This is a genomic window from Streptomyces sp. NBC_00582 (assembly GCF_036345155.1).
In the GTDB taxonomy this organism is placed as follows: Bacteria; Actinomycetota; Actinomycetes; order Streptomycetales; family Streptomycetaceae; genus Streptomyces.
Genome location: NZ_CP107772.1, coordinates 4000490 through 4023477, shown reverse-complemented (window position 1 = coordinate 4023477; position 22988 = coordinate 4000490). Strand labels below are relative to the sequence as shown.

26 protein-coding genes are annotated in these 22988 nt (G+C 70.2%); 14 read left to right on the top strand and 12 right to left on the bottom strand.

What is annotated here, in order from left to right; genetic code table 11:
* Positions 1-241: 241 nt before the first annotated feature.
* The gene (locus OG852_RS17590) at positions 242-568 is read right to left on the bottom strand and encodes a helix-turn-helix domain-containing protein (protein ID WP_133912532.1); all 327 of its coding nucleotides are present in this window, start codon (positions 566-568) and stop codon (positions 242-244) included.
* Positions 569-1159: 591 nt separating this feature from the next.
* On the opposite strand from OG852_RS17590, the gene OG852_RS17585 reads away from it, so the two are divergent.
* Entirely contained in the window at positions 1160-1744 is a 585-nt protein-coding gene (locus OG852_RS17585; protein WP_133912531.1) for a recombinase family protein, read from the top strand.
* A gap of 227 nt (positions 1745-1971) precedes the next feature.
* Here OG852_RS17585 and OG852_RS50985 read toward each other — a convergent pair whose 3' ends face one another.
* From OG852_RS50985 to OG852_RS17560, 6 genes are all read right to left on the bottom strand, one after another.
* Complete coding sequence (locus tag OG852_RS50985) at positions 1972-2178, bottom strand: DUF7848 domain-containing protein (protein WP_443064535.1); 207 nt, start codon at positions 2176-2178, stop codon at positions 1972-1974.
* 281 nt (positions 2179-2459) lie between these two features.
* Entirely contained in the window at positions 2460-3266 is an 807-nt protein-coding gene (locus OG852_RS17580; protein WP_330351457.1) for a helix-turn-helix domain-containing protein, read from the bottom strand.
* 23 nt (positions 3267-3289) lie between these two features.
* Positions 3290-3799, bottom strand: coding sequence for a DUF6879 family protein (locus OG852_RS17575; protein ID WP_109361255.1), 510 nt, complete (start codon positions 3797-3799; stop codon positions 3290-3292).
* On the bottom strand, positions 3786-4001 hold the full coding sequence (locus tag OG852_RS17570; protein ID WP_240656415.1) for a hypothetical protein: 216 nt from the start codon (positions 3999-4001) through the stop codon (positions 3786-3788). Before OG852_RS17570 ends, OG852_RS17575 begins: the two co-directional genes overlap by 14 nt.
* 170 nt (positions 4002-4171) lie before the next feature.
* Complete coding sequence (locus tag OG852_RS17565; RefSeq protein ID WP_133912528.1) at positions 4172-4984, bottom strand: phosphotransferase; 813 nt, start codon at positions 4982-4984, stop codon at positions 4172-4174.
* Between the two features lie 99 nt (positions 4985-5083).
* Positions 5084-5341 carry a mycoredoxin gene (locus tag OG852_RS17560; RefSeq protein WP_133912527.1) on the bottom strand — a complete coding sequence of 86 codons (258 nt, stop codon included), beginning with the start codon at positions 5339-5341 and terminating at the stop codon, positions 5084-5086.
* A 93-nt stretch (positions 5342-5434) separates the two neighbouring features.
* Between OG852_RS17560 and OG852_RS17555 the strand changes: the two genes are divergently transcribed.
* The 4 genes from OG852_RS17555 (at position 5435) to OG852_RS17540 (ending at position 9078) form a co-directional block, all read left to right on the top strand.
* Positions 5435-7756, top strand: a complete 2322-nt coding sequence (locus OG852_RS17555) for an ATP-dependent DNA helicase UvrD2 (RefSeq protein WP_133912526.1) — start codon at positions 5435-5437, stop codon at positions 7754-7756.
* Positions 7757-7901: 145 nt separating this feature from the next.
* Positions 7902-8225 carry a hypothetical protein gene (locus OG852_RS17550; protein WP_330348401.1) on the top strand — a complete coding sequence of 108 codons (324 nt, stop codon included), beginning with the start codon at positions 7902-7904 and terminating at the stop codon, positions 8223-8225.
* A 164-nt stretch (positions 8226-8389) separates the two neighbouring features.
* Positions 8390-8758, top strand: a complete 369-nt coding sequence (locus tag OG852_RS17545) for a WhiB family transcriptional regulator (RefSeq protein ID WP_019072119.1) — start codon at positions 8390-8392, stop codon at positions 8756-8758.
* Complete coding sequence (locus OG852_RS17540) at positions 8755-9078, top strand: hypothetical protein (protein ID WP_330348400.1); 324 nt, start codon at positions 8755-8757, stop codon at positions 9076-9078. The genes OG852_RS17545 and OG852_RS17540 overlap by 4 nt, the downstream gene beginning before the upstream one ends.
* 104 nt (positions 9079-9182) lie before the next feature.
* On the opposite strand, the gene OG852_RS17535 is transcribed toward OG852_RS17540, so the two are convergent.
* Both OG852_RS17535 and OG852_RS17530 read right to left on the bottom strand, forming a co-directional pair.
* Positions 9183-10580 carry an ABC1 kinase family protein gene (locus OG852_RS17535; RefSeq protein ID WP_330348399.1) on the bottom strand — a complete coding sequence of 466 codons (1398 nt, stop codon included), beginning with the start codon at positions 10578-10580 and terminating at the stop codon, positions 9183-9185.
* On the bottom strand, positions 10573-11799 hold the full coding sequence (locus OG852_RS17530) for a TOMM precursor leader peptide-binding protein (RefSeq protein ID WP_133912522.1): 1227 nt from the start codon (positions 11797-11799) through the stop codon (positions 10573-10575). Before OG852_RS17530 ends, OG852_RS17535 begins: the two co-directional genes overlap by 8 nt.
* Before the next feature lie 249 nt (positions 11800-12048).
* Here OG852_RS17530 and OG852_RS17525 point away from each other — a divergent pair, with 249 nt between their 5' ends.
* From OG852_RS17525 to OG852_RS17510, 4 genes are all read left to right on the top strand, one after another.
* Positions 12049-12645 carry a M48 metallopeptidase family protein gene (locus OG852_RS17525; protein ID WP_133912521.1) on the top strand — a complete coding sequence of 199 codons (597 nt, stop codon included), beginning with the start codon at positions 12049-12051 and terminating at the stop codon, positions 12643-12645.
* A 144-nt stretch (positions 12646-12789) separates the two neighbouring features.
* Positions 12790-14454: a TerD family protein gene (locus tag OG852_RS17520; RefSeq protein WP_330348398.1), complete on the top strand. Its 1665-nt coding sequence runs from the start codon at positions 12790-12792 to the stop codon at positions 14452-14454.
* An 11-nt stretch (positions 14455-14465) separates the two neighbouring features.
* Positions 14466-15146, top strand: a complete 681-nt coding sequence (locus OG852_RS17515) for an AIM24 family protein (RefSeq protein WP_133912519.1) — start codon at positions 14466-14468, stop codon at positions 15144-15146.
* A 17-nt stretch (positions 15147-15163) separates the two neighbouring features.
* A complete protein-coding gene (locus OG852_RS17510; RefSeq protein ID WP_133912518.1) occupies positions 15164-15919 on the top strand; it encodes an AIM24 family protein in 756 nt (251 codons plus the stop codon).
* Positions 15920-15964: 45 nt separating this feature from the next.
* On the opposite strand, the gene OG852_RS17505 is transcribed toward OG852_RS17510, so the two are convergent.
* Together OG852_RS17505 and OG852_RS17500 are read right to left on the bottom strand one after the other, a co-directional pair.
* The gene (locus tag OG852_RS17505; RefSeq protein ID WP_133912517.1) at positions 15965-16480 is read right to left on the bottom strand and encodes an NUDIX hydrolase; all 516 of its coding nucleotides are present in this window, start codon (positions 16478-16480) and stop codon (positions 15965-15967) included.
* Entirely contained in the window at positions 16477-17916 is a 1440-nt protein-coding gene (locus OG852_RS17500) for a zinc-dependent metalloprotease (RefSeq protein ID WP_330348397.1), read from the bottom strand. The genes OG852_RS17505 and OG852_RS17500 overlap by 4 nt, the downstream gene beginning before the upstream one ends.
* Before the next feature lie 197 nt (positions 17917-18113).
* On the opposite strand from OG852_RS17500, the gene OG852_RS17495 reads away from it, so the two are divergent.
* The 5 genes from OG852_RS17495 (at position 18114) to OG852_RS17475 (ending at position 22337) form a co-directional block, all read left to right on the top strand.
* Positions 18114-19223, top strand: coding sequence for an SDR family oxidoreductase (locus tag OG852_RS17495; RefSeq protein WP_133912515.1), 1110 nt, complete (start codon positions 18114-18116; stop codon positions 19221-19223).
* Between the two features lie 60 nt (positions 19224-19283).
* On the top strand, positions 19284-19745 hold the full coding sequence (locus OG852_RS17490) for a molybdenum cofactor biosynthesis protein MoaE (protein WP_133912514.1): 462 nt from the start codon (positions 19284-19286) through the stop codon (positions 19743-19745).
* Positions 19746-19855: 110 nt separating this feature from the next.
* Positions 19856-20038, top strand: a complete 183-nt coding sequence (locus tag OG852_RS17485; protein WP_133912513.1) for a hypothetical protein — start codon at positions 19856-19858, stop codon at positions 20036-20038.
* A 54-nt stretch (positions 20039-20092) separates the two neighbouring features.
* Positions 20093-21184, top strand: a complete 1092-nt coding sequence (locus tag OG852_RS17480; protein ID WP_133912512.1) for a YlbL family protein — start codon at positions 20093-20095, stop codon at positions 21182-21184.
* Between the two features lie 196 nt (positions 21185-21380).
* A complete protein-coding gene (locus OG852_RS17475; RefSeq protein WP_330346872.1) occupies positions 21381-22337 on the top strand; it encodes an IS481 family transposase in 957 nt (318 codons plus the stop codon).
* On the opposite strand, the gene OG852_RS17470 is transcribed toward OG852_RS17475, so the two are convergent.
* Complete coding sequence (locus OG852_RS17470) at positions 22334-22876, bottom strand: PPA1309 family protein (protein ID WP_133912511.1); 543 nt, start codon at positions 22874-22876, stop codon at positions 22334-22336. The two genes, OG852_RS17475 and OG852_RS17470, sit on opposite strands and share 4 nt — an antisense overlap.
* Positions 22877-22988: the final 112 nt, after the last annotated feature.

Sequence of the window (22988 nt, the reverse complement as noted above, 5' to 3'; positions counted from 1 at the left end):
CCGTCGTAGTCGAAGTCCACCGGCACGGGAGATGCGTACGCGTCTCCGAACCAGCGTCGACGCTGTTCCTCTTGCTTGACCTTGCCAAGATCTACGAAGGACAAGTTGGGGGCCGAAGGCCCCCCAAGGGAGCCAGCCTCTTCGTCTTCCTGCTGGGGGCCGCTTACGCGGCCCACCTTCGCCGGCTGCTTGCGCTCTTCGTCTTCGCCCCGTCGGCCCCCCTTCGGGGGCCGCTCTTCGCCTACCGGCTTGCTCTTCGCCGCTGGCTCCTACTCCTACCGCCGTCGCTCTTGAAGGTATGTAGGTTGTATGGCTCCTCAGCCATACCCCCCTGCCTTGGCAAGGTGAGTCGGTAGATCACCGGACCGTCCGGCACCTTGCCCGTCTTCGTAAGCCAGCCAGCCTTACGCAGCCTGCCAACGATCTTGTTGACGGTCTGCTCCGGAGCCTTCCCGCCGTAGCCGAGTTCCTTGGCGATCGTCCCGTTCGACGGGCACACGTTCTCGCCCGTCTCGTAGTCCGCGTACAACGCCATGGCGACGCCGACCAACTTCTCTGCGTGCTTCATGTCCGAGCGCACCAGCGCACGACGCCATACGTGCTCCTGTATCGCGGGCTTCCCTTCTCCGAAGACTCACAAGGACTCCAAAATCTACAGGTCTCCAGGGGTGAAAGCGCAGGTCATCGCATGTGAGGCGCCTCTCAGGCGGACCCCAGAACCGTGGCAGGATTTGAGCCGCCAAGACACGGCGGTCGAGTAAGGATCCTTCAAGGGGTCATACCCCACCCCCTTCGCCGTCGTCTTCCCTCCGCCGTCGAGAGGCTGGCCTGTTCCACATGGGCAGGCGAACGGCTGTGCGCCCGCGTGAGCGGCTGGCAGGCTGCGCCTCTGGCAGGCAGGCGAGAGCGCAGCGACAGGCAGGCAGGCAGGCGCACGCCCCGTTGCCGTGGCCGACGGGGCGCAGCGCTGGCCGACGCAGGGCAGAGACGCAACCCCGACCGTGGCGCAGCGTGACCAGTAACAGGCGTCTCGAAAACCAAGGTTTGTGAGACGAGGTGGTAGGCACCCCGAAAGGGGACCCAGCACTGTTCAAAACCCGTCTCGAAACTTCTGTCTCAGGCTTGACGTATTGAGACGAGTTCTGAGACGGTCCCGTCCATGACGACGAACACGATCACTGGCCAGCTCATCGGTTACGCCCGCGTCTCCACCGACGACCAGGAAGCGCAGCTTCAGCGCGACGCACTGACGGCCGCAGGCTGCGCCCGGGTCTTCGAGGACAAGGCATCGGGCAAGAACACCGACAGGCCAGAGCTCACGGCCGCACTGGACTACGCCAGACCCGGCGACACCCTGTGCGTGTGGAAGCTGGACCGGTTCGCTCGGTCCCTCATCGACCTTGTGACCATGGTCGACACCCTTCGGGAGCGGGGCATCGGGTTCAAGGTGCTCACGGGGGCACTGGCCAACATCGACCCCGGTACGGCGGACGGCCGTCTCATGCTTCAGGTGGTCGGGGCCATGGCGGAGTTCGAGCGCAGCCTCATCAAGGAGCGCACCCGTGCAGGACTCGACGCAGCCAAGGCACAGGGGCGTACCGGCGGACGGCCGTCCGTGGTCGATGAGGACGTGCTCACCGTGGCCCGTGCCAGGAAGGCGAAGGGCGAGAGCGTAAGCGCCATCGCCAAGGCTCTCGGTATCTCCCGTGCCACCTTGTACCGCCACCTTGGAGAGAGCGCCTGAGACAGGCGCACAGCACCTTCCGACAGGCCCTCGGCTCACGCCGGGGGCCGCTGTCATGCATGGGGTGTCTGACGCCGTCTGACAGGCGTAACGATGCCTGCCCCTGCCGACCACGGGGGGAGTCGACAGGGACAGGCACAGGGGGTGCAGGTCGCTCGAACCGCTCCCCCTTCCGGCGCACCTCGGTCGTGGCGCTCGCCGTTCCTCAGAGCGCCGGGGCCTGTCGGTCACTCGTCCCGGACCACCATCGCGAACGACGTACAGACACGCCGGAAGCCCTTGTGTCCGCTCCGGCCTGTGTGGCTCATGCACGCCACGTCGACCGCCGCGCCGTCCGTGGCGGGCGTGGCCGTCCACTTGCAGTGAAGGCACTCCGCTTCGAAGGTCACGTCAGTGTCTGGGTGCTGCGTGATCCTGTGCTTCACGTACCGCATGACGGAGCGCACCATCACTCGGCCCCGTGGTCTTCCCGCAGGTGCGTACGGAGTACGACGTTCGCGTCTGACGCCTTCGAGTAGTCTCCAACCGATCGGGCGTTGGTTCGAGTTACCGCGATGCCGAGGCACTCGCGGCAGCCTGCCACGGGGTCCGGCTCCCGGGCTGGAGCTGTCAGGTGCACTGGCTCCGCCATCGTCGTCTTCGGTGTGCTCATCCTGTACGGCCTCCCCGCCTGGATCTCGCTGCGATCCATCCTTGGGGCTCCAGCGAAGTGGCCCTACGTTCTTTCCTGTTGAGGCAAGAACTCGTCTCGGATGCCCTCGACCAGGGCGCGCATGTCATCGCCGAAGAGCGCCACGTCGGCGAACCGCTCGAAGGTGTCGACGTACGTCTGTATGTCCCTGGGGTCCCGTGTCGTGATCTCCGAGTGGAACGTCTCGACGATCACAAGCCGGTCATCGTGGATGCTGAAGCACGTCATGGGGAAGTCCGGCATCCGGCCAGCCAGGGGCACCACCCCAACGGTCACGTTCGGAAGGCGGGACAGGGATACGAGCCGATCAAGTTGTACCGCCATCACGACTGGCTCGCAGATCAGCCACCGTAGGACGTGCTCACAGATCACGAAGTAGAACGAGCGGCCGCCTTCGTAGAGCGTCGCCTGCCGCTCCATCCTCGCCGCCACCGTCCGAGCCCTGGTCTCGTCCGGCAAAGCTGGGGGCAGGGAGAACACTGCCGTGGCGTACTCCGGGGTCTGGAGGAGTCCGGGGATGAGTTGCCCCTGAAACAGTCTGAGAGCGGCTGTGTTGGCCTCGATGGCCTTAATGGTGTTCTGGTGCTTCCAGGGGCCCATGCGGCGCAGCAGGCGCCACGCTGTGGCCTCGGTGACCTCGGCTCGGGCAGTTGCGAGGAACTCTTCCTTCACTGTGTTCGAGACGCCGAGCGCGGACAGGATCAGATCGACGTCCTGAACGTTGGGCAGGGTCCGGCCGTTCTCGATCTTCGAGAGCTTCCCTGCGGACATGGAAGCCCTGCGGGCTACCGCGTCACCGGTCAGTCCCGATGCTTCCCGCAGTGCCCGCAGGGCTCTCCCGATCGACTCCGTGGTCAGTGATGCCGCTCCCAGTAGGCCGCGAACGGCACGGCGCGGGTGAGCGCCAGGTCGCGGTAACCCTGGTACTCCCTCAGCCGGTCGGTAGGCAGGAGTTCACCGCCGATGAACTTGCCCTCGGGGGTGTAGTGCATGCGGTACACGTCACGGTCGTCGAAGAGCCAAAAGTCGTGATCGGGCAGGCCGGTCACCTTCTGCTCGGCAAGGTCGATGATTCCGATGGACTCCCCGGCCTTGATGTTGCCGGGGTAAGCCGACAGCTCGTAACGCAGGTAGTCAGTCAGAGGGGAGCGCAAGACATGAACGCGGGACACGCTCTTGCCCTTGTCGGTCATCGAGCGCACCCATGGGTTGTCGCTCCACTCCGGGCCCATGTCCTCACCCGCGAGGAACCGAGCGATCTCCTCCCGCTCCTCCTCCACGTCATACACGTCGAGCGTCTCCAGCCGGAACGCGGTCCGCTCGAAGCTCTCGAAGAGACGGCCGAACTCCTCACCGCTGAGCACGGAAGTACTCCTCAAGTACGCCGGCCGGGACCATGACGGCCGTCTCCCCCTCGGGGAGATCGAGCTGTGCCAGCCGCTCAGGGTCGGTGATCACGTAACCCTGCACCACGTAGTCCTTGCCATCGTCCGTACCCCACAGCGTCGGGCACGTGCCGTTCTTGCAGTCCGGGTCTCCCGACAGCTTCCGCAGCGGTGTGCCCACGGCTTCCCCCTCAGGTCGACGGTCCTTGTCCGTTCGATGCTTCCGACCTGCGTACAGCAAGGTCAAGATCCCCGGCTTTCCAGAACGGGAAAGCCGCACACTTGACGTTCGGCGCGAGTGGTCCCGGTAGTTGTCCTCGGTGGGTACGAGCGGACCAACGCCCGAGCATGTCAGTCCAGCAGAGCGGCCGTGAACGTCTCGCGGTGGGCGGTCAGCCAGGCTTGTATGCGGTCCCAGCGCTCCCATCCGCCACGTTCGGCCAGTGCTTGGAGGTAGACGGGGTTGCCGTCAGCCACGCGGCGGGCGACGAAGGACCGGCAGGTCTCGGTGGCCTGTTCGATCACGCCCGGCAATCCGGCGCGATCCCTCGGCGAGAGGCCGTAGCTGTCAGCGAGGATCCGCAGCCGTGCAGACACATCCAATCCGGCGGGATACAGGGCGGCCGCAGACACCGGATCAAGCATGGGCATCCAGTAGCGGGCAGCCATGGCGACGTCCCAGAGAGGGCGGCCCGGAGCTGCCAAGTCGAAATCAATCAAGGCGTTGGCACGGCCGTCGCGGAAGACGACGTTGTCCGGGCACACGTCGTTGTGGCACACCGTCGTTCCCCCCTCCGGGTCGGCGAGGTCCTGGGACCACTCGGTGTCTGTGTCGACCGCGATGGTCGCGCTGACCTCATGCAGGCGGCGCAGGAGGAGTCCCACCGATTCGAGGGCGCTTGTCGTCATTACCCAGGGCGGGAACGGCGGCAGAGCTACTTCGCCTGGGACGAAGGTGAGCTGTTCACGGCCGTCAGCGGTGAGGCGCACGGGAGTCGGAGCTCCATCGAAGCCGTGCTCTCTCAGCGCGAGGAGGTGGGCATGGAGAGCGTGTGCGTTGCGCGGGGCCGGGCGTTCCACCAGCGCACCCCTGCGGAAGACCGCCCCCGCGTTCACCATGCCTCCGACCAGCGCTTCGCCGTCCGCCTCGTCCTCGGTCGTCATGTCGATCACGCTACCGTCGAGTCGGCCTCGTACAGGCCGGGTATACAAAGACCCCCGATCAGGCGCCAAGCCGATCGGGGGTCGTGTGCGTCATGCGTGTCAGACGCCGAGCGCCTGCTTCACCTGGGCGAGGCTCGGGTTCGTCATCACGACCTCGGTGCCACCGCCGGAGGGAACTACCTGAACGGTCGGCACCGTCTGGTTTCCGCCATTCGCCTTCTCCACGAACGCCGCGGACTCCGGGTCCTGCTCGATGTTGATCTCGGTGTACGCGATGCCCTCGCGCTCCAGCTGCTTCTTCAGCCGCTGGCAGTAACCGCACCATGTGGTGCTGTACATCGTCACAGTGCCCAGCATGTATCTCGTGCTCCTTCGGCGGGTCGGGGACGGGCGATCTGAAGGGGGAACGTACTTGAAAGCGTCACCATTCCCGTCCCTCAGGACCTGGAGGTGACGTCCGCCGCATTAGTACGACTGCGAGGGCCCGCCTGTGGACAACCGGCTCGCCCGTCTCCGCCGACCTGGCAGCATGGCCGTGTGACAGCAGCAACGCACTCCCCCCTCTTCCCGCGGGTACCCGACTCGGCCGACGCGGTGCTCGAAGGGCTCGACCCCGAGCAGCGCGAGGTGGCCACCTCCCTGCACGGTCCGGTGTGCGTGCTGGCCGGAGCCGGTACGGGCAAGACCCGCGCGATCACCCACCGCATCGCCTACGGGGTGCGCGCCGGCATCCTCCAGCCGTCCAGCGTGCTCGCCGTCACCTTCACCAACCGCGCCGCCGGCGAGATGCGCGGCCGGCTCCGCCAGCTCGGCGCCCAGGGTGTCCAGGCCCGCACCTTCCACTCCGCGGCGCTGCGCCAGCTCCAGTACTTCTGGCCGAAAGCGATCGGTGGCTCGCTGCCCCGGCTCGTCGACCGCAAGATCCAGCTCGTCGCCGACGCGGCCGCCGCCTGCCGTCTCCGCCTGGACCGGGGCGAGCTGCGGGACGCCACCGCCGAGATCGAGTGGTCCAAGGTCACCCAGACCGTCCCCGCCGACTACGCCCTCGCCGCCGCCAAGGCCGGCCGGGAGGCCCCCCGCGACCCCGCCGAGATCGCCCAGCTCTACGCCGCCTACGAGGACCTCAAGCGTGAGCGCGGAGTCATCGACTTCGAGGACGTCCTGCTGCTCACGGTCGCCGTCCTCCAGGACCGGCACGACATCGCCGACCAGGTCCGCGCCCAGTACCAGCACTTCGTCGTCGACGAGTACCAGGACGTCAGCCCCCTCCAGCAGCGACTGCTGGAGCTGTGGCTCGGCGACCGGGACGACCTCTGCGTCGTCGGCGACGCCAGCCAGACGATCTACTCCTTCACCGGCGCCACCCCCGACCACCTCCTCGACTTCCGCGTCCGCCACCCCGGCGCCACCGTCGTCAAGCTGGTCCGCGACTACCGCTCCACCCCCCAGGTCGTCCACCTCGCCAACGGCCTGCTCTCCCAGGCCCGCGGCCGGGCGGCCGACCACCGTCTGGAACTGATCTCCCAGCGCGACCCGGGACCCGAGCCCGTCTACAGCGAGTACACCGACGAGCCCGCCGAGGCGGAGGGCGCCGCCCGCCGCATCCGGGACCTCCTCGCCGCCGGTGTCCCGGCCGCCGAGATCGCCGTCTTGTTCCGCACCAACGCCCAGTCGGAGACCTACGAACAGGCCCTCGCCGACGCCGGCATCCCCTACCAACTGCGGGGCGCCGAGCGCTTCTTCGACCGCCCCGAGGTCCGCAAGGCGGGCGTCGCCCTGCGGGGCGCGGCCCGCTTCGGACGCAACGACACCCTCCTGGAGGACACCGTCGACCTGCCCTCGCAGGTGCGTGCCGTCCTCTCCGGCGAGGGCTGGACCCCACAGCCCCCGGCCGGCTCCGGGGCCGTCAGGGAGCGCTGGGAGTCGCTGGCCGCACTGGTCAACCTCGCCCAGGACTTCGCGGCCGCCAAGCCCGGCGCCACCCTCGCCGACCTGGTCGCCGAACTCGACGAGCGGGCCGGCGCCCAGCACGCCCCCACCGTCCAGGGCGTCACCCTCGCCTCCCTGCACTCCGCCAAGGGCCTGGAGTGGGACGTCGTCTTCCTGGTCGGCGTCGCCGAGGGCATGATGCCGATCACCTACGCCCGGACCGACGAACAGGTCGAGGAGGAGCGCCGCCTGCTCTACGTCGGGGTGACCCGAGCCCGCCAGCGCCTCCATGTGTCCTGGGCGCTCTCCCGCTCACCGGGCGGTCGCCCCAGCCGGCGCCCCAGCCGCTTCCTCGACGGGCTGCGCCCCGGCTCCGGCACGGGAGCCGCCCGTGGCGGAGGCGCGTCCGGAGGCGTCGAACGCGGCTTCGGCACCGCGGGTGCGGGCACGGCGGCGGTGCCCCGCCGGACCCAGCGCACCCCGGCCCGCTGCCGGGTCTGCGGACGCACCCTCACCGACGCCGGCGAGATGAAACTGATGCGCTGCGAGGGCTGCCCCTCCGACATGGACGAGGGGCTCTACGAGCGGCTGCGGGAGTGGCGCGCGGTGCAGGCGCGGCGCAACGGGCAGCCCGCGTTCTGCGTCTTCACCGACAAGACGCTGATGGCCATCGCCGAGGCCGTGCCCGACGAAGCGGGCGAGCTCGCCCGGATCCCCGGGGTGGGAGTGCGCAAGCTCAACCGCTACGGGGCCGATGTGCTGGCCATCTGCGCAGGCCAACCGCTCGAGGACGACGAGGAAGTGGCCTGGCGCGGAGATGATGCGAACTCGTCGAAAAAATAGTTTGCGCATGCCCCAGGAATCCCCATAGGTTCTAGGACACGGGGACGGCGGCCTTCTCTGAGGCCCTGATTCCGTGCTCTACTTACATATCCGTTGGACTGGGCTCACCCCCGGTCCCCCGAGACGCCGAGAGGAGGCGATTCCAGTGATCATCATCAACAGCAGCTCCATCACCACCGCCAAACTGACCGATCGCTCGGTCGTCTCCACGTGCATGCTCGGCGCCTCGATCCTGGGCACCGGTCTGTCCGGCATCCGTGCCGGTCGCCTGGCGTCCTCCTCCGTTGCTCCCGCGGGCCTTCCCGTCCGTGAGCGCAATGAGCGACCGACCGAGGCACTGGAAGCAGTAAAGGGACAGGCCCAGGCCTATGCCTTTGCGGCGGCCGGTGCCGGATTCCGGAAGCAGACGACGCAGCACCACCTGATGTGGGCCTTCCGTGGGCCAGAACCCTGGAGTGATCCAGTCTGATCGTCGATCAGGCCGGCGCCTTCAGGGCCGCGGAACCCCAACCGGGATCCGCGGCCCTTCTGTTTGTCCCCGTACCGGGGACAGACGGGCGAAGGGGCCTCGGGACAAGAAAAGCCGACACCCGGCCCAACAGGGCCGGACCGACAGACGAGGAAGACGAAACCGTGCAACTCGAAGCGCACGCCCCGTCCGTACCGCCTTCCGAAACGATCCCCCCGCCCGGCCTCACGGAGGACTCCACCTTGACCCCGCTCACCGCGCTCACCGCGCTCGACGACGCCATCGAGAACCTCGGCGTACCCGTTCCCTGCCGCTCCTACGACCCGGAGGTCTTCTTCGCCGAGTCGCCCGCGGACGTCGAGTACGCCAAGTCCCTCTGCCGCACCTGCCCGCTGATCGAGGCCTGCCTCGCCGGCGCCAAGGAGCGGCGTGAGCCCTGGGGCGTCTGGGGTGGCGAGCTGTTCGTCCAGGGCGTCGTCGTCGCCCGGAAGCGGCCGCGTGGTCGCCCGCGCAAGAACCCGGTCACGGCATGAACACCGCAGGAACGATCGACCGCCCCCTCACGCAAGACCCCCAGAAGCAGGCCCCGATGAAGCCGTTCACCAGCGAGCCCCAGGGCTCCGCAACCGAAGACGTCACCACCACCGGCGCGATCGACTCGCGTCAGAACAGGACCCGAGAGATGCAACTCATCCCAGAAGCCCTGGCACGTGCGCATATGCACGAGCGACTGCACGAGGCCGAGCGTGAGCGCCTGGCCGTGCGCCTCGCGGCCGCCCGCCGGATGCAGCGCCGCGCCGAGCGCGCCTCGCTGCGTGCCCGCCGGGCGCTCGCCATGGCCGTGATGCAGTAACCCCCCACCGGAAGCGGTGGCCTCCCGACAGGGGAGGCGGAAACTGTCCCCGCGGGGGCCGGTCCGTCCGAACGGACCGGCCCCCGCGGTGCGTTGCGTGACCGTCAGGCCCCCGCCGCCGAATCCCGCGCGTCCAGGTCCTCCAGGTCCTCCAGCTCCTGCAGGTCCTCCTCGGGGACGAACCCCGGCAGCCACTCCTCCAGTTCGTCCCGCAGCCGGACCGTCGCGCCGAGCTGACACAGCACACCGATCGTGCTGAGGGTCACCCGGTGTATCAGGAGATAGGCCGGCGGCAGGTTGAGCTGCTTGCCCAACTGGTGGGCGGGGGAGCGGGGGTCGGCGATCCGGGCCGCCTGGCTGCGCATCCAGCCGCGGGTGAAGGTGAACTCCTCCACCTTGGCCGGCTCGATGATCGGCAGCAGATAGTCGAGGACCGCGTCGGGGTCCAGCTCGATGGACTCCTTGACGAAGCCCTCGGTGCGCAGGAGTTCGTAGACCGCGTCCGCCTCGCCGTCCAGGGTCATGCGCAGGGACTCGCCGATCGGTTCGGGCAGACCGCCCGAGAGCCGGTCGACCGTGCCGAAGTCCAGGACACCGAGCCGCCAGTCGTCCTCGCCGTCCGGACCGCCGGGCAGCAGACGGAAGTTGCCGGGGTGCGGGTCGGCGTGCAGCAGACCGGTGCGGGCCGGGCCGGAGAAGAGGAAACGGGACAGCAGTTGTCCGGCACGGTCGCGCTGCTCCTGGGTGCCCTCGGAGATCACCTCGGACAGGGGGATGCCGTCGATCCACTCGGTGACCAGGACCTGCTCGCACTGGTGCACCACCGCGGGGACCACCACGTCCGGGTCGCCGGCGAACTCCTCCGCGTGGGCCTGCTGGGCCTGTGCCTCCAGGCCGTAGTCCAGCTCCTCCGAGACCCGGTCCCGGAGCTCGGAGATCAACGGCTTGACGTCCATGCCGGGGATCAGCGGGCCCAACAGCCGGGCGAAGCGGCTCAGTTGCGTCAGGTCGGAGAGCAGGGCCTCGCCCGCCCCCGGGTACTGCACCTTGACCGCGACGGCCCGCCCGTCGTGCCACACCCCGCGATGGACCTGGCCGATGGAGGCCGCCGCGGCGGGCCGGTCGTCGAACTCGAGGAACAGCTCGGCCCAGTCCTCGCCGAGCCGCTCGGCGAGCACGGAGTGCACGGTGCGGGTCGGCATCGGCGGCGCCGCGTCCTGGAGCTTCGTCAGCGCCGCGCGGTAGGGGCCGGCGACCTCCTCGGGCAGGGCGGACTCGAAGACGGACAGGGCCTGCCCGAACTTCATCGCACCGCCCTTCAGCTCGCCCAGCACCTTGAAGAGCTGGTCCGCCGTCCGCTGTTGCAGCTCACGGCCGACGATCTCCGCGGACTCGCCGACGATCCGCTTGCCCAGGCCCCAGGTCGCCCGTCCGGCGAAGCCGAGCGGCAGCGCGGCGAGCTTGGCGGTCCGGGTGACCGCCTTCCGGGGAAGATCAGACATGCGCCCTCCAAGTCCCAGCCTGCCGCGCCGTCACTGTCGTACGGCGTAACTCCTTCGATTGCCGTTGCCCTGCCATTGTCGCGTGCGATCCCCCGTCCTCGGGTGTGTGTTCCCGCTTACCTTTCTCCGCGGGGCTGGCCGACGCGCCGCAAGGACACGCGGAGTGCGGCCAGACCGGCCTGGCGTGCCACTGCAGAGTGGGCAGGGAGACCTCCCAGCGGGCTCCCGCGCTGGAGGGGACGCGGCCGTCGAGGAAGGTGAGGGCGTGGGCGGCCGCCAGCCCGGCGACCGTCGTGGCCAGGGCGAGGTCGCAGGCCTGAGCCGGCCGGCGCCTGCCGGACTGCCATTGCGCGACCAGCCGGGGCCAGGTCCCGTCCCGGTCCGTGCGCGCCTGGTGCAGACAGCCCGCGCAGCCCGTCTCACCGGGCAGGACGAGTGGTCCGACGACACCTGTGGCCTCCACCACCCCGGCGTAGAGATGCGGAGTGCCCGAGGCGAGCAGCGGCTCGGCCGCGGGCAAAGGCGGCGCGTGCACGGACACGTCGTCCCGAGGCGCGATGATCACCAGGGAGAAACCGGGGGGCTGCGGCCCGGCCGGTGACCGGGGGCTCCTGCGGGGCGGGCGGTCCGGGGCGGCCGCGCGCACGGCACGGCGGGCGGCCTCGTCCCGGCGCTCGCCGACCGACTCGGCGGACAGTCCGCCCGGTGCCACGTCCCCCGGCTCCACCGCACCTCCGTCGCGGACGTCCACCTCGCCGACCCCCGCCCCCGACAGCAGTGCGGCCAGCACCGCGCCGACCCGGCCCGCCCCGCGCACCCGCACCCGCAGCCGGCGCCGGGCCGCGAGGCGTCCGAGCGCGTCGCCCGGTGCCGGGGTGGTCAGCGACAGTGAGGCGAGGTCGGGGCGGAGCCGGTCCAGGACCTCCCGCTTCTCCCGCAGGGCCATCGCCTCCGGGCCGCCCCCGCACGCGTCGTCGAGGAGTCCCGCCCGGGCCAGTCGCTCCACCAGCCGGTCCACATGACCCTCGGGCAGGTCCATGCGGCGCCCCTCCTCGCGCAGCAGATCGAGCCCGCGGGTGCCGTCCAGCAGGTCGAGGAAACTGCCCGTCGCCGTGTCCACCGGACCGAGTGTCAGCGCGTGCGCCGGAGCCATCCCGAACTGCACGGTGTTGAGGTCGCGCCAGCCGCGCCGCAGCGCGGGCTTCACCATCGGATGCATCAAAGGCCCCCGTATGCCCGTGTATGCCTGGAAAATCCCTTGTGTCGACGGAGCAGGGGCGTGGGGACGTCCACGCTCCGCCGACGAGTGCCAGCATGCCCGCCCCCGCCGAGCCGTGCCGAAAGTTGTCCACAGGCAGCGGAATTCGTCGTACAAATCCCTCGTATGACGTAAAACAGGGCTGCGGGATCGGAACCCGACCGTCCCGGAGTCGGGACTTCCCCCAGGTGCAGCGGGTAACGTCGGGGCGTGCCCGCCGACCCCCTGCACCGCGCCGGAAAGCCACAGCGCAGCGCGACGAGCCAGCCGCCGAGCGGATCGGTGGCGAGCGCGATCGAGGTCCGCAGAAGCGCCCGAAGGCGCCGCACGGTCTCCGCCTACCGCGAGGGCGATCGCACCATCGTGCTCATCCCCGCCCGGATGTCCGAGGCCGAGGAGCAACGCTGGGTGGGCGTCATGCTCGACAAACTCGCCGCGCAGGAGAGCAGGCGCGTGCCCGGCGACGCCGAACTCGCCGAGCGCGCCGAGCGGCTGTCCGCGCAGTGCTTCGACGGTCGCGCCCGGCCCACCTCGGTGCGCTGGGTGACCAACCAGAACACCCGCTGGGGCTCGTGCACCCCGGCCGAGGGCAGCATCCGCCTCTCGCACCGTCTGCAGGGCATGCCCGACTACGTCGTCGACTACGTCCTCGCCCATGAGCTCGCCCATCTGCTGGTGCCCGGCCACGGCCCCGACTTCTGGCGGCTGCTGGAGGCCTACCCGCGCACCGAGCGCGCCCGCGGCTATCTGGAGGGCGTGGTGGCCGCCGAGCGGCTGCCGCACGCGCCCGGCGCGCGCGAGGAGTGACTCCCGGGGCGCGGAGCGTGCCCACGCCCGGTATCGGGCGGCGCGGGTTGTGTACCGGGTCTGTACCGACATCGTGCGTTGTCGGAGTTTGCCGTTAGCCTGACGCGACGCACTCGCAATCGGGATGGGGGACGGTCGTTACGCATGCCCAGGGAATTCCAACGCGGCCACAAGGCCAGGATCAGTGACCTCACCGCGGGCACCGATCTGTACGTAGGTGTGCAGATCACCGCCCCCGGCCTGTCCTTCGACATCAGCTGCTTCGGCCTCGACGCCGACGAACGGCTCTCCGACGACAGGTACTTCGTCTTCTTCAACCAGCCGAAGTCCCCCGAGGAGTCGATCCAGCTCCTGGGCGCCCAGGCCGGCGACACGGAGTCCTTCCGCATCACCCTGGACCGCATCCCGCCGCAGATCCGGAAGCTGTCCTTCACGGCGACCGTCGACGGCGCCGGACAGATGTCGCAGATCAACCCCGGCTACCTCCGTATCGTCGCCGGCGGCGAGGAAGTGGCCCGGTACGCGTTCAACGGCTCGGAGTTCACCACCGAGCGCGCCGTGATGCTCGGCGACTTCTACCTGAAGGACGTCTGGCGTTTCGCGGCCGTCGGACAGGGCTTCGACGGCGGCCTGGAGGCGCTGCTGAAGAACTTCGGCGGCGAGGTCATGGAGGAGGAGGCGCCCGCGCCCGCCGCCCCCCAGCCGCAGACCGGCGCCGCACCCGGCTTCGCCCCGCCCGCGTTCGCCGCCCCGGCCGCACCCGCGCCGGCGCCCGCCCCGCAGCAGCCGCAGCCCGCCCCGCAGGGCTACGCGCCGCCCGCGGCACCCCCGCCGCCCGCCCCGGCGCCCGCACCCCCGGTGCACGCCGCGCCGACCATCGTCGCGCCCATGACCCCGCCCGGCGGGGTCCAGGTCCCGCCGCCCGGACCGGCCCCCGCGCCCTACGGCCAGCCGCCCCAGCCGCAGTACGGCCAGCCCGGCGCCCCGACCGCCCCGCCGCCCCCCGGCTACGGCCAGCCGCCCCACGCACCGCAGGCCCCCATGCCGCCCCAGGCCCCGATGCCGCCCGGCTACGGCCAGCAGCCCCCGTTCGGGCAGGTTCCCGGACAGCAGACGTACGGCGTGCCGCAGGGCGCGCCCCAGGGCGGCGCCGGAGTGTCCGCGGCGCTCCAGCAGTTCAAGGAGACGCCCACCGGACAGCGCTGGACCCAGCAGAACAAGAAGCTGATCCGCGTCGACCTCGGCATCGGCGGCCAGCCCGTGCTCGCCCGTCAGGGCAGCATGGTCCTCTACCAGGGCAAGGTCGACTTCAGCTACAAGGGCGCCGGGTTCGCCGGCCGCATCGTCGGCAACGCGACCGGCCAGGAGATGCAGCTCATGCGCTGCACCGGCCAGGGCCAGGTGTTCCTCGCCGACAACTCCACGATGCTGCACCCCATCGAACTCCAGGGCGACGGCATCTGCGTCTCCGCGGAGAACGTCCTCGCCTTCGACGAGGGCCTCCAGCACGAGGTCCGCCGCATCGAGGGCCACGGCATCCCCGGCGGCGCCCTGTTCACCATGCAGTTCACGGGCACCGGCACGATCATCGTCAAGACGCACGGCACGCCCGTCGTCCTGCCGGTCACCCCGACCACGTTCGCCGACTGCAACGCCGTCGTCGCCTGGTCGTCCGCCGCCCAGGTGGTCGTCTCGAGCCAGGTGCGGATGCGCCGCAACGCCTACCCCGGCGACACCGGGGAGAGCGTCAACCTCCAGTTCCGGGGCGCCCCCGGCAACTTCATCGTCGTCCAGCCGTACGAGGTCTGAGGGAGCCCGTCATGAACCAGCCGCTCGCGGGCTACGCCCCCGCACCCGTCACCGCCCGCATGGAGAACCACGGCAACCACATGCTGAAGGTCGCCCTGCAGACCGGCAACGACCTCCTCGCGCGCGTGGGCTCGATGGTCGCCTACGAGGGCTTCGTCCAGTACGAGCCCAACCCGCCGGCCGTACGCCAGATCGCCCGTGACTGGATGACCGGCGAGGGCGCCCCCCTGATGAAGTGCTCCGGCGACGGACTGCTCTATCTCGCGGACTACGGTGCCAACGTCGTCGTGATCAACCTCAACGGGGACGGCATCTCCGTCAACGCCACCAATCTGCTGGCCTTCGACGCCCATCTCACCTGGGGCGTGGAGCGGGTCAAGGGCCTGGCGAAGTTCGCCGGGCAGGGACTGTGGAACACCAAGATCTCCGGGCAGGGCTGGGTCGCGCTCACCTCCCGGGGCAAGCCGATCGTCGTCGACTGCGGCGGCGGCGAGGACGAGACGTACGTCGACCCGGACGCGCTCGTCGCCTGGTCACCGAACCTCAAGGTGAAGGGCAAGCGCAGCTTCAAGGCGCAGTCCCTCATCGGCCGGGGCAGCGGCGAGGCCTACCAGATGGCCTTCTCCGGCCAGGGCATCGTCGTCGTCCAGCCCAGCGAGGACAGCACCGACCGCCTCCGGTTCCGGGGCTGAGGGGGAGCCAGAACGCCATGCAGAGCTCACTTTTCGCACACAACGACTCGCAGACCCAGGAACGCTGGAGCCTGCAGAACAAGCAGATGCTCCGGGTCGTCCTGGAGGGCCACGACGACATCCTCGCCCGCAAGGGCACGATGGTCGCCTACCAGGGCCTCGTCGAGTTCGACGCCGAGTACCAGAGCAACCAGCAGGGACGCGCGCGTGCCCGCACCGGCGAGGGCCTGGACCTGATGCGCTGTCACGGACAGGGCACCGTCTACCTCGCCAACCTCGCCCAGTACATCCACCTCGTGGACGTCGAGCAGGACGGGCTGACCGTCGACAGCAGCTATGTCCTCGCCATGGACTCCTCGCTGCACCACGAGGTCATCGCCGTCGACAGCCTCTACGGCATCTCCGGCTCCGGGAAGTACCAGCTCAACATCACCGGCCGCGGCCGGGTCGCCCTGATGACCTCGGGCGCGCCGCTGATGATGCAGGTGACGCCCGACAAGTACGTCAACTGCGACGCGGACGCCATCGTGGCCTGGTCTACCGGGCTGCGCGTGCAGATGCAGGCCCAGACGCACTCCTCCGGGGTGTGGCGCCGACGCGGCAACACCGGTGAGGGCTGGGAGCTCAGCTTCATGGGCAGCGGCTTCGCCCTGGTGCAGCCCAGCGAACTGCTGCCGCCGCAGAACGCCCAGATCGGGTCGGGTATCGCCGCGCAGTACGGCATGGGCCAGCACGGGGCCCGGGCACAGAACCAGGGCAACGCCTGGAGCTGAACGAAGGGTAAGGGGCGCCCGTCCAGGCGGGCGCCCCTTACACCGTCACAGCCTGGCGCGGGTCGCCTCCAGCAGCCGTACGACGGACTCGTCGGCCACCTCCGCGACCTCGTCGTAGGCGAACCAGCGCAGGTCGAGGGACTCGTCGCTGATCGCCTCCACGGCCCCGGACGGGGCGAGGGCCGCGTACTGCACGTCCAGATGCCAGGCGCACGGCGTCTCGTGCCGGTCCAGGCGCACGGGGCCGCCGGGCAGCAGGACGAGCCCCGGAATGCCGGACTCCTCCGTCCCCTCGCGCAGGGCGGCCGCCGCCAGCGTCTCGTCGACCGGCTCGCAGTGGCCGCCCATCTGCAGCCACATCCGCAGCTTCCTGTGCAGGGTCAGCAGCACCCGCCCCCGCTCGGGGTCGATCACCAGCGCGCTCGCCGTGATGTGCCCGTCGCCGCAGGACTTCCACATGCCGTCCGGGTGGGCCGACAGGTGGTCCAGATAGGTCTGGCGCAGCTCCGGCTGGTCCTCGTAGCCCTTGAGTACGAGGATCGCGTCGTCGAACAGGCTCACTCGGTGTCGTCGCCCTCGGAGTCGTCCTTCGTCAGCTTCGGCTTCTCGGCCGGGCCCGCGCCGCCCGCCTCGCCGAGCATCTTCTCCAGCTCGGAGAAGTCGAGCTGCTCGCGGTGCACGAAGCCGTCCGGGTCGTCCAGGTCGGAGGCCGTCGGCAGCATGTCCGGGTGCGCCCACAGGGCGTCACGGCCGTCGACACCGCGCGCGTCCGTCAGCGAGGCCCACAGCCGGGAGGCGTCCCGCAGTCGGCGCGGACGCAGCTCCAGGCCGATCAGCGTGGCGAACGTCTGCTCCGCGGGACCGCCCGTCGCGCGACGGCGGCGCAAGGTCTCGCGCAGCGCGTCCGCCGACGACAGACGGGGCTTCGCCGCGGCGTGGACCACCGCGTCGACCCAGCCCTCGACGAGCGCCAGGGCCGTCTCCAGACGGGCCAGGGCGGCCTTCTGCTCCGGGGTGTCCTCCGGCTGGAACATGCCCTGCTGGAGCGCGTCCTGCAACTGCTCGGGGTTCTGCGGGTCGAACTGGCCGACGACGTCCTCCAGCTTGGCGGTGTCGACCTTGATCCCGCGCGCGTAGCCCTCGACCGCGCCGAACAGATGCGAGCGCAGCCACGGCACATGCGCGAAGAGCCGCTGGTGGGCGGCCTCGCGCAGGGCCAGGTAGAGCCGGACCTCGTCCTGGGGGACGCCCAGGTCCTTGCCGAACGACGCGATGTTCAGCGGCAGCAGCGCGGCCCTGCCCGCCGGGCCGAGGGGCAGGCCGATGTCGGTGGAGCCGACGACCTCGCCCGCCAGCACGCCGACGGCCTGCCCGATCTGCGAGCCGAACATCGCCCCGCCCATCGAGCGCATCATGCCGATCAGCGGGCCCGCCATGGCCTGCATCTCCTCCGGCAGGACGTCGCCCATGGCCGCGCCGACACGCTCGGCGACCGGGTCGACGAGCTCCTTCCAGGCGGGCAACGTCGCCTCGACCCACTCGGCGCGCGACCACGCGACGGCCGAGCCGGCGCCGGACGGCAGCGACGTCACGTCGTCCAGCCACAGGTCGGCCAGACGCACGGCCTCCTCGACGGCGGTGCGCTCGGCGGGGCCGACGCTCGCGTCCTTCACGCCGTCGGACGTGCCCTGGGAGACGGTCTGGCGGGCGATCTGCTGGGCCATGTCCCAGTTCACCGGGCCGCCCTCGTACGAGAGCATCTGGCCGAGCTGCTGGAAGGCCGCGCCCAGGTCGTTGGGGTTCAGCGAACCGAACATGGCCGCGAGCGGATTGTCACCGCCGGGACCGCCCGGGCCGCCGAAGCCCCCGGACATACCGAAACCGAACGGGTTGGCCTGTCCCTGACCACCACCGCTCTGCTGGTCCTTCTTCTTGCCCTCGTCGCCGTCTTCCGGCTCCTCCGGCGGAAGGCCGAATCCGAATGGGGTGTCACTCACGGGGTTCCTCGGCTGGTAAGGCCACCGGGTTCTCGCCCGGCGGCGCGGCTGCCCTGCAACACCACCCAGCGTAGACACCCCGGGGCTCGATCGGGCCTCGGTGCTTCGCCGACTCTTGGCCTGCGGCAGGATGGATGCCACCTGGTACGTACGCGTCACTCGCGCCCGTATGCCAAGACAACCGCTGGAGACACCTGGTGAGTTCCCCAGATCCGCAGGTTCGCGCAGCGCGAAACCCCTCCCCGGGTGGTTCGCGTGGGCCCGTCGTCGCCGTGACCGGCGCAGCCACCGGGATCGGCGCGCTGCTCACCGAGCGGCTCGCCGCGTCGGACGAGATCAAGCAGGTCGTCGCCATCGACGAGCGACGGGGCGAGTGCGACGCGGCACAGTGGCACATCCTCGACGTCCGTGACCCGGCGATCGCCGACAAGCTGCGCGGCGCGGACGTCGTGGTCCACCTCGCGCTCGATCTCGACCTGGGGAGTGACGCCGCCGCCCGGACGGCCTACAACGTGCGGGGCACTCAGACCGTGCTGACCGCCTCCGCGGCGGCCGGTGTACGGCGTGTCGTGCTGTGCACCTCCTCGATGGTCTACGGGGCGCTGCCCGACAACGAGCTGCCCCTGTCGGAGGACGCGGAGCTGCGGGCGACGGCGGAGGCGACGGGCGTCGGCGACCTGCTGGAAATCGAACGCCTGGCCCGGCGGGCGCCCCGCGCGCACCCCGGCCTGAACGTCACCGTGGTCCGCCCCGCCGTGCTCGTCGGGGGGACGGACACGGCGCTGACCCGCTACTTCGAGTCGCCCCGCCTGCTGGTCGTGGCCGGGTCCCGGCCGGCCTGGCAGTTCTGCCACGTCGAGGATCTGTGCGGCGCTCTGGAGTACGCCGTTCTCGAGAAGGTCGACGGGGAGCTCGCCGTCGGCTGCGACGGGTGGCTGGAGCAGGAGGAGGTCGAGGAGCTCAGCGGGATCCGGCGCATGGAACTGCCGTCGGCGGTGGCGCTGGGCGCGGCGGCCCGTCTGCACCGGATCGGACTGACCCCGTCCCCGGCGGGCGATCTCGCGTACACGATGTACCCGTGGGTGGTGAGCGGGTCGCGGCTGCACGACGCCGGGTGGCGGGCGCAGTGGACCAACGAGGAGGTGCTCGCGGAGCTGCTGGAGGAGGTGGCCGGGCGGCACACGGTCGCCGGTCGGCGGCTCGGGCGCAAGGACGCGACGGCGGCGGGGGCCGCGGGGGCGACGGTCGCGCTGTTGGGCGCGGCGGCGGTGGTGCGCAGGGCGCGCAAGGCACGCAGGGGGCGCTGAGGTCGGTTTCGGCGCCGTCCTGGCTGTTCCGGCCGCGCGCGCGTGCGGCACGATGGACGTATGGCAACCACCAACGACCATCCCGGTGAGCGCGCGGCCGAGGACCCCGTCAAGCTGATCGGCATCAGGGACACGGCCCTCTCCCTCGACGAGGTCTTCCGGGCCGTCGGGGACGACGCCGCCGGGGGGACCGCGCTCTTCGTGGGGACCGTGCGCGATCACGACGGGGGCGCCGACGTCGACACGCTCGCGTACTCCTGCCATCCCACCGCCGAGGCCGAGATCCGGCGCGTCGCGGAGAAGGTCGTCGCCGAGTTCCCGGTGCGGGCGCTCGCGGCCGTGCACCGGGTCGGGGACCTCGCCGTGGGTGATCTCGCGGTGGTCGTCGCCGTGTCGTGTCCGCATCGGGGCGAGGCCTTCGAGGCCTGCCGGAAGCTGATCGACGATCTCAAGCACGAGGTGCCGATCTGGAAGCACCAGAAGTTCTCCGACGGCACCGAGGAGTGGGTCGGCGCCTGCTGAGCGCCCGCCCCGCCTCCGGTTGCGTAACCCCACCCCTGCCGTGAGCGTTGTCAGTGCGGATGGTTAATCTGCTGATCAGTCAGTTGCGGTAATGGGGTTGGGAGGTCGGCATGGCGGTGCTCGCCTGGTTGCTGATTCCGCTTGTGGCTGCTGTCGGTGCCGGACTGTGGGGAAGCTGGGCCAACCGCACCCGCAAGGCGCGCGGTGACGGGCCCGAGCTCGACGGGTACGCCCGGTTCCGTGCCGCCATGGAGAAGTCCGCCGCCCTGCCGCGCTCCTCCTCGGGCGGCTGACCCGGGTGGTGGCCCTGACGGTGCGCCGACAGAGGCGTCCCGTACTGTCGAGGCATGCCACGCCGCACCGCGACGATGCTCGCCTCCACCCTGATGCTGATCGCGCTCCTGTGCGCCGGGGTGCTCATCCCCGTGCCGTACTCGGAGATGTCCCCGGGGCCGACGGTGAACACGCTCGGTGAGCACGACGGCGAGCCGGTCCTGCAGATCGCGGGCAGGAAGACGTACGCGACCAGCGGCCACCTGAACATGACCACCGTGCGGGTGACCAGCGCCGACTACCGGATGAACCTCGTCGAGGCGGTCTACGGCTGGCTGGCGCACGACAACAAGGTCGTGCCGCACGACACGCTCTACCCGGACGGCAAGACCGAGGAGGAGTCCACCCAGGAGAACGCCGAGGAGTTCAGCCAGTCCCAGGAGAGCGCCAAGGTCGCCGCCCTGGAGGAGCTGGACATCCCGGTGCAGTCCTGGGTGATCGTCTCCACGGTGGTCAAGGACTCCCCGGCCGAGGGCAACCTGCACGCCGGGGACGTGATCAAGGCCGTGGACGGGACCGCGGTGAAGGAGCCGGGGGACGTCGCGAAGCTGGTCACTCAGCACAAGCCCGGCCAGAAGGTCGTCTTCACCATCGTCCCGGCGAAGGAGCAGGCCGCGGCCGAGAAGGCGAACAAGACCGCGACGAAGACACAGGACGTCACGATCAAGACCGCGACCTCCGACGACAGCGGTGAGAAGCGGGCGATCGTCGGGATCTCGGCCGGGACCGACCACACGTTCCCGTTCTCGATCGACATCAAGCTCGCCGACGTCGGCGGTCCCAGCGCCGGCCTGATGTTCGCCCTCGGGATCTACGACAAGCTGACGCCCGGCAGCCTCACCGGCGGCAAGTTCGTCGCCGGCACCGGGACCATCGACGACGAGGGCAAGGTCGGGCCGATCGGCGGCATCGAGATGAAGACCGTGGGCGCGCGCAGCCAGGGCGCCCAGTACTTCCTCACCCCGGCCGACAACTGCTCGGCCGCCGCCAAGGACACCCCCTCGGGGCTCAGGCTCGTCAAGGTCGACACCATCGACGACGCCCTCACCGCCCTCAAGGACATCCGCAGCGGCGACACCGCCGACCTGCCGAAGTGCACCAAGTGACGCAGGTGGCCAGGGCCTGTCATTCGGATCACGCCTCACCGGCGCCGAGCAGGCCCGTTCCTTCCCCGCGGCCTGCTCCGAACGACAGGCCCTAGTTGTATTGATCACGAGCGTTGTTGACACTGGCGGGTCTTGAACATGGCGAAGACCTCCGATGTGGTGGAGCTGTCTAAGAACACACCGCACGGAGGTCTTCGTGTCCCACCGTAATGCCCGGCTGACCGTTCACGGCAGGCGGCTGCTCGTCGAGCGTGTCCGTTCGGGCCGCCCCGTCGCGCATGTCGCGGCCGAGATGGGCATCTCACGTGTCACGGCCCACAAGTGGATGCGCCGCTGGCAAGCGGAGGGCGAACAGGGGCTGCACGACCGCCCCAGCCGTCCACTGACGACACCCCACCGCACGGCGGCAGCCGTGGAGGCCCGGGTGTGCCGGCTGCGCCAGGACCGCAAACTCGGCCCCGCCCGCCTCGGCCCCGTCCTGGGACTGCCCGCCTCGACCGTGCACCGCATCCTGGTCCGCCACGGCCTGAACCGGCTTGCCTTCCTCGACCGGCCCACCGGCCAGGTCATCCGCCGCTACGAACGCGACCGACCCGGCGAACTCATCCACGTCGACGTCAAGAAACTCGGCCGCATCCCCGACGGCGGCGGCCACAAGGTCCTGGGCCGCCAGGCCGGCCGCGCCCGCCGCAGCAGCGTGGGCTTCGACTACGTCCACTCAGCCATCGACGACCACAGCCGCCTCGCCTACAGCGAGATCCACCGCGACGAGAAAGTCGCCACCTGCGCCGGCTTCCTCACCCGCGCGGCCGCCTTCTTCCACGCCCACGGCATCACCCGCATCGAACGCGTGCTCACCGACAACGCCTGGGCCTACCGCAAGGGCCTGGCCTGGAAGCAGGTGCTCATCGAGATCGGCGCGACCGGCAAGCTGACTCGCGCCTACCGCCCGCAGACCAACGGCAAGGTCGAACGCTTCAACCGCACCCTGCTCGACGAGTGGGCCTACCTGCGGCCTTTCACCAGCAACGACGAACGCACCGCAGCCCTGGCCGACTTCCTCCACACCTACAACTACCATCGCTGCCACACCGCACTCGGAGGCCAGCCACCCATCACCCGAGTCAACAACCCTGCGGGTCAATACACCTAGTCCTCGAAGGTCGCCGACAGGGCCTCCGCCAGGCCGGGGACCAGGTTTCCGCCGGTGAGGACCTCCGTCGGCGCGTCCTTCTCGCGCAGGCGCAGCGCCGACTCACGGGTGCCGTCGCGCAGGACCGCGACCGTCATCCGGACCTCCTGGCGCTCGGGGTGCCCGGCCACCCACTTCTGCAGCTTCGCCTCGCTCAGCCCCTGCGGGACCTGGGCCTCGGCGGACGGCGGCAGCATCAGCCGCTCCACGGTCAGGGCGCAGCCGACCACCGCGTCGGGCCAGGCGATCGTGGCCAGGAACTCGTCGAGCGGCTTGTCCGTTGGCACTTCGTCCTGCTCGATCGGGGTGAGACCCGTGGTCTCGGGCTCGTCCTGAAGGCCGAGCTGGGCGGCGAGCGAGGGTTCCTGTGCCCGCAGGCGTGCGGTGTCTACGAGGGCGAAGAGGCGGGCGGGCTGGTCCCAGCCGAGGCCGGAGGCGTACTCGTCGATCTCGAGTACGGCCCGGGTGAGCGGGTTCGCTGCCATGGGAGTGTTGGACATGGTCACAATCCTCTCTCGTTCTCGGGCGGAATCGGGAACCGAGTAAACGGTGAGTAAGTTGCATAGGTGTGGGCCCACGATCACGGGGGGCCACTGGGGGCCGGCGAACACG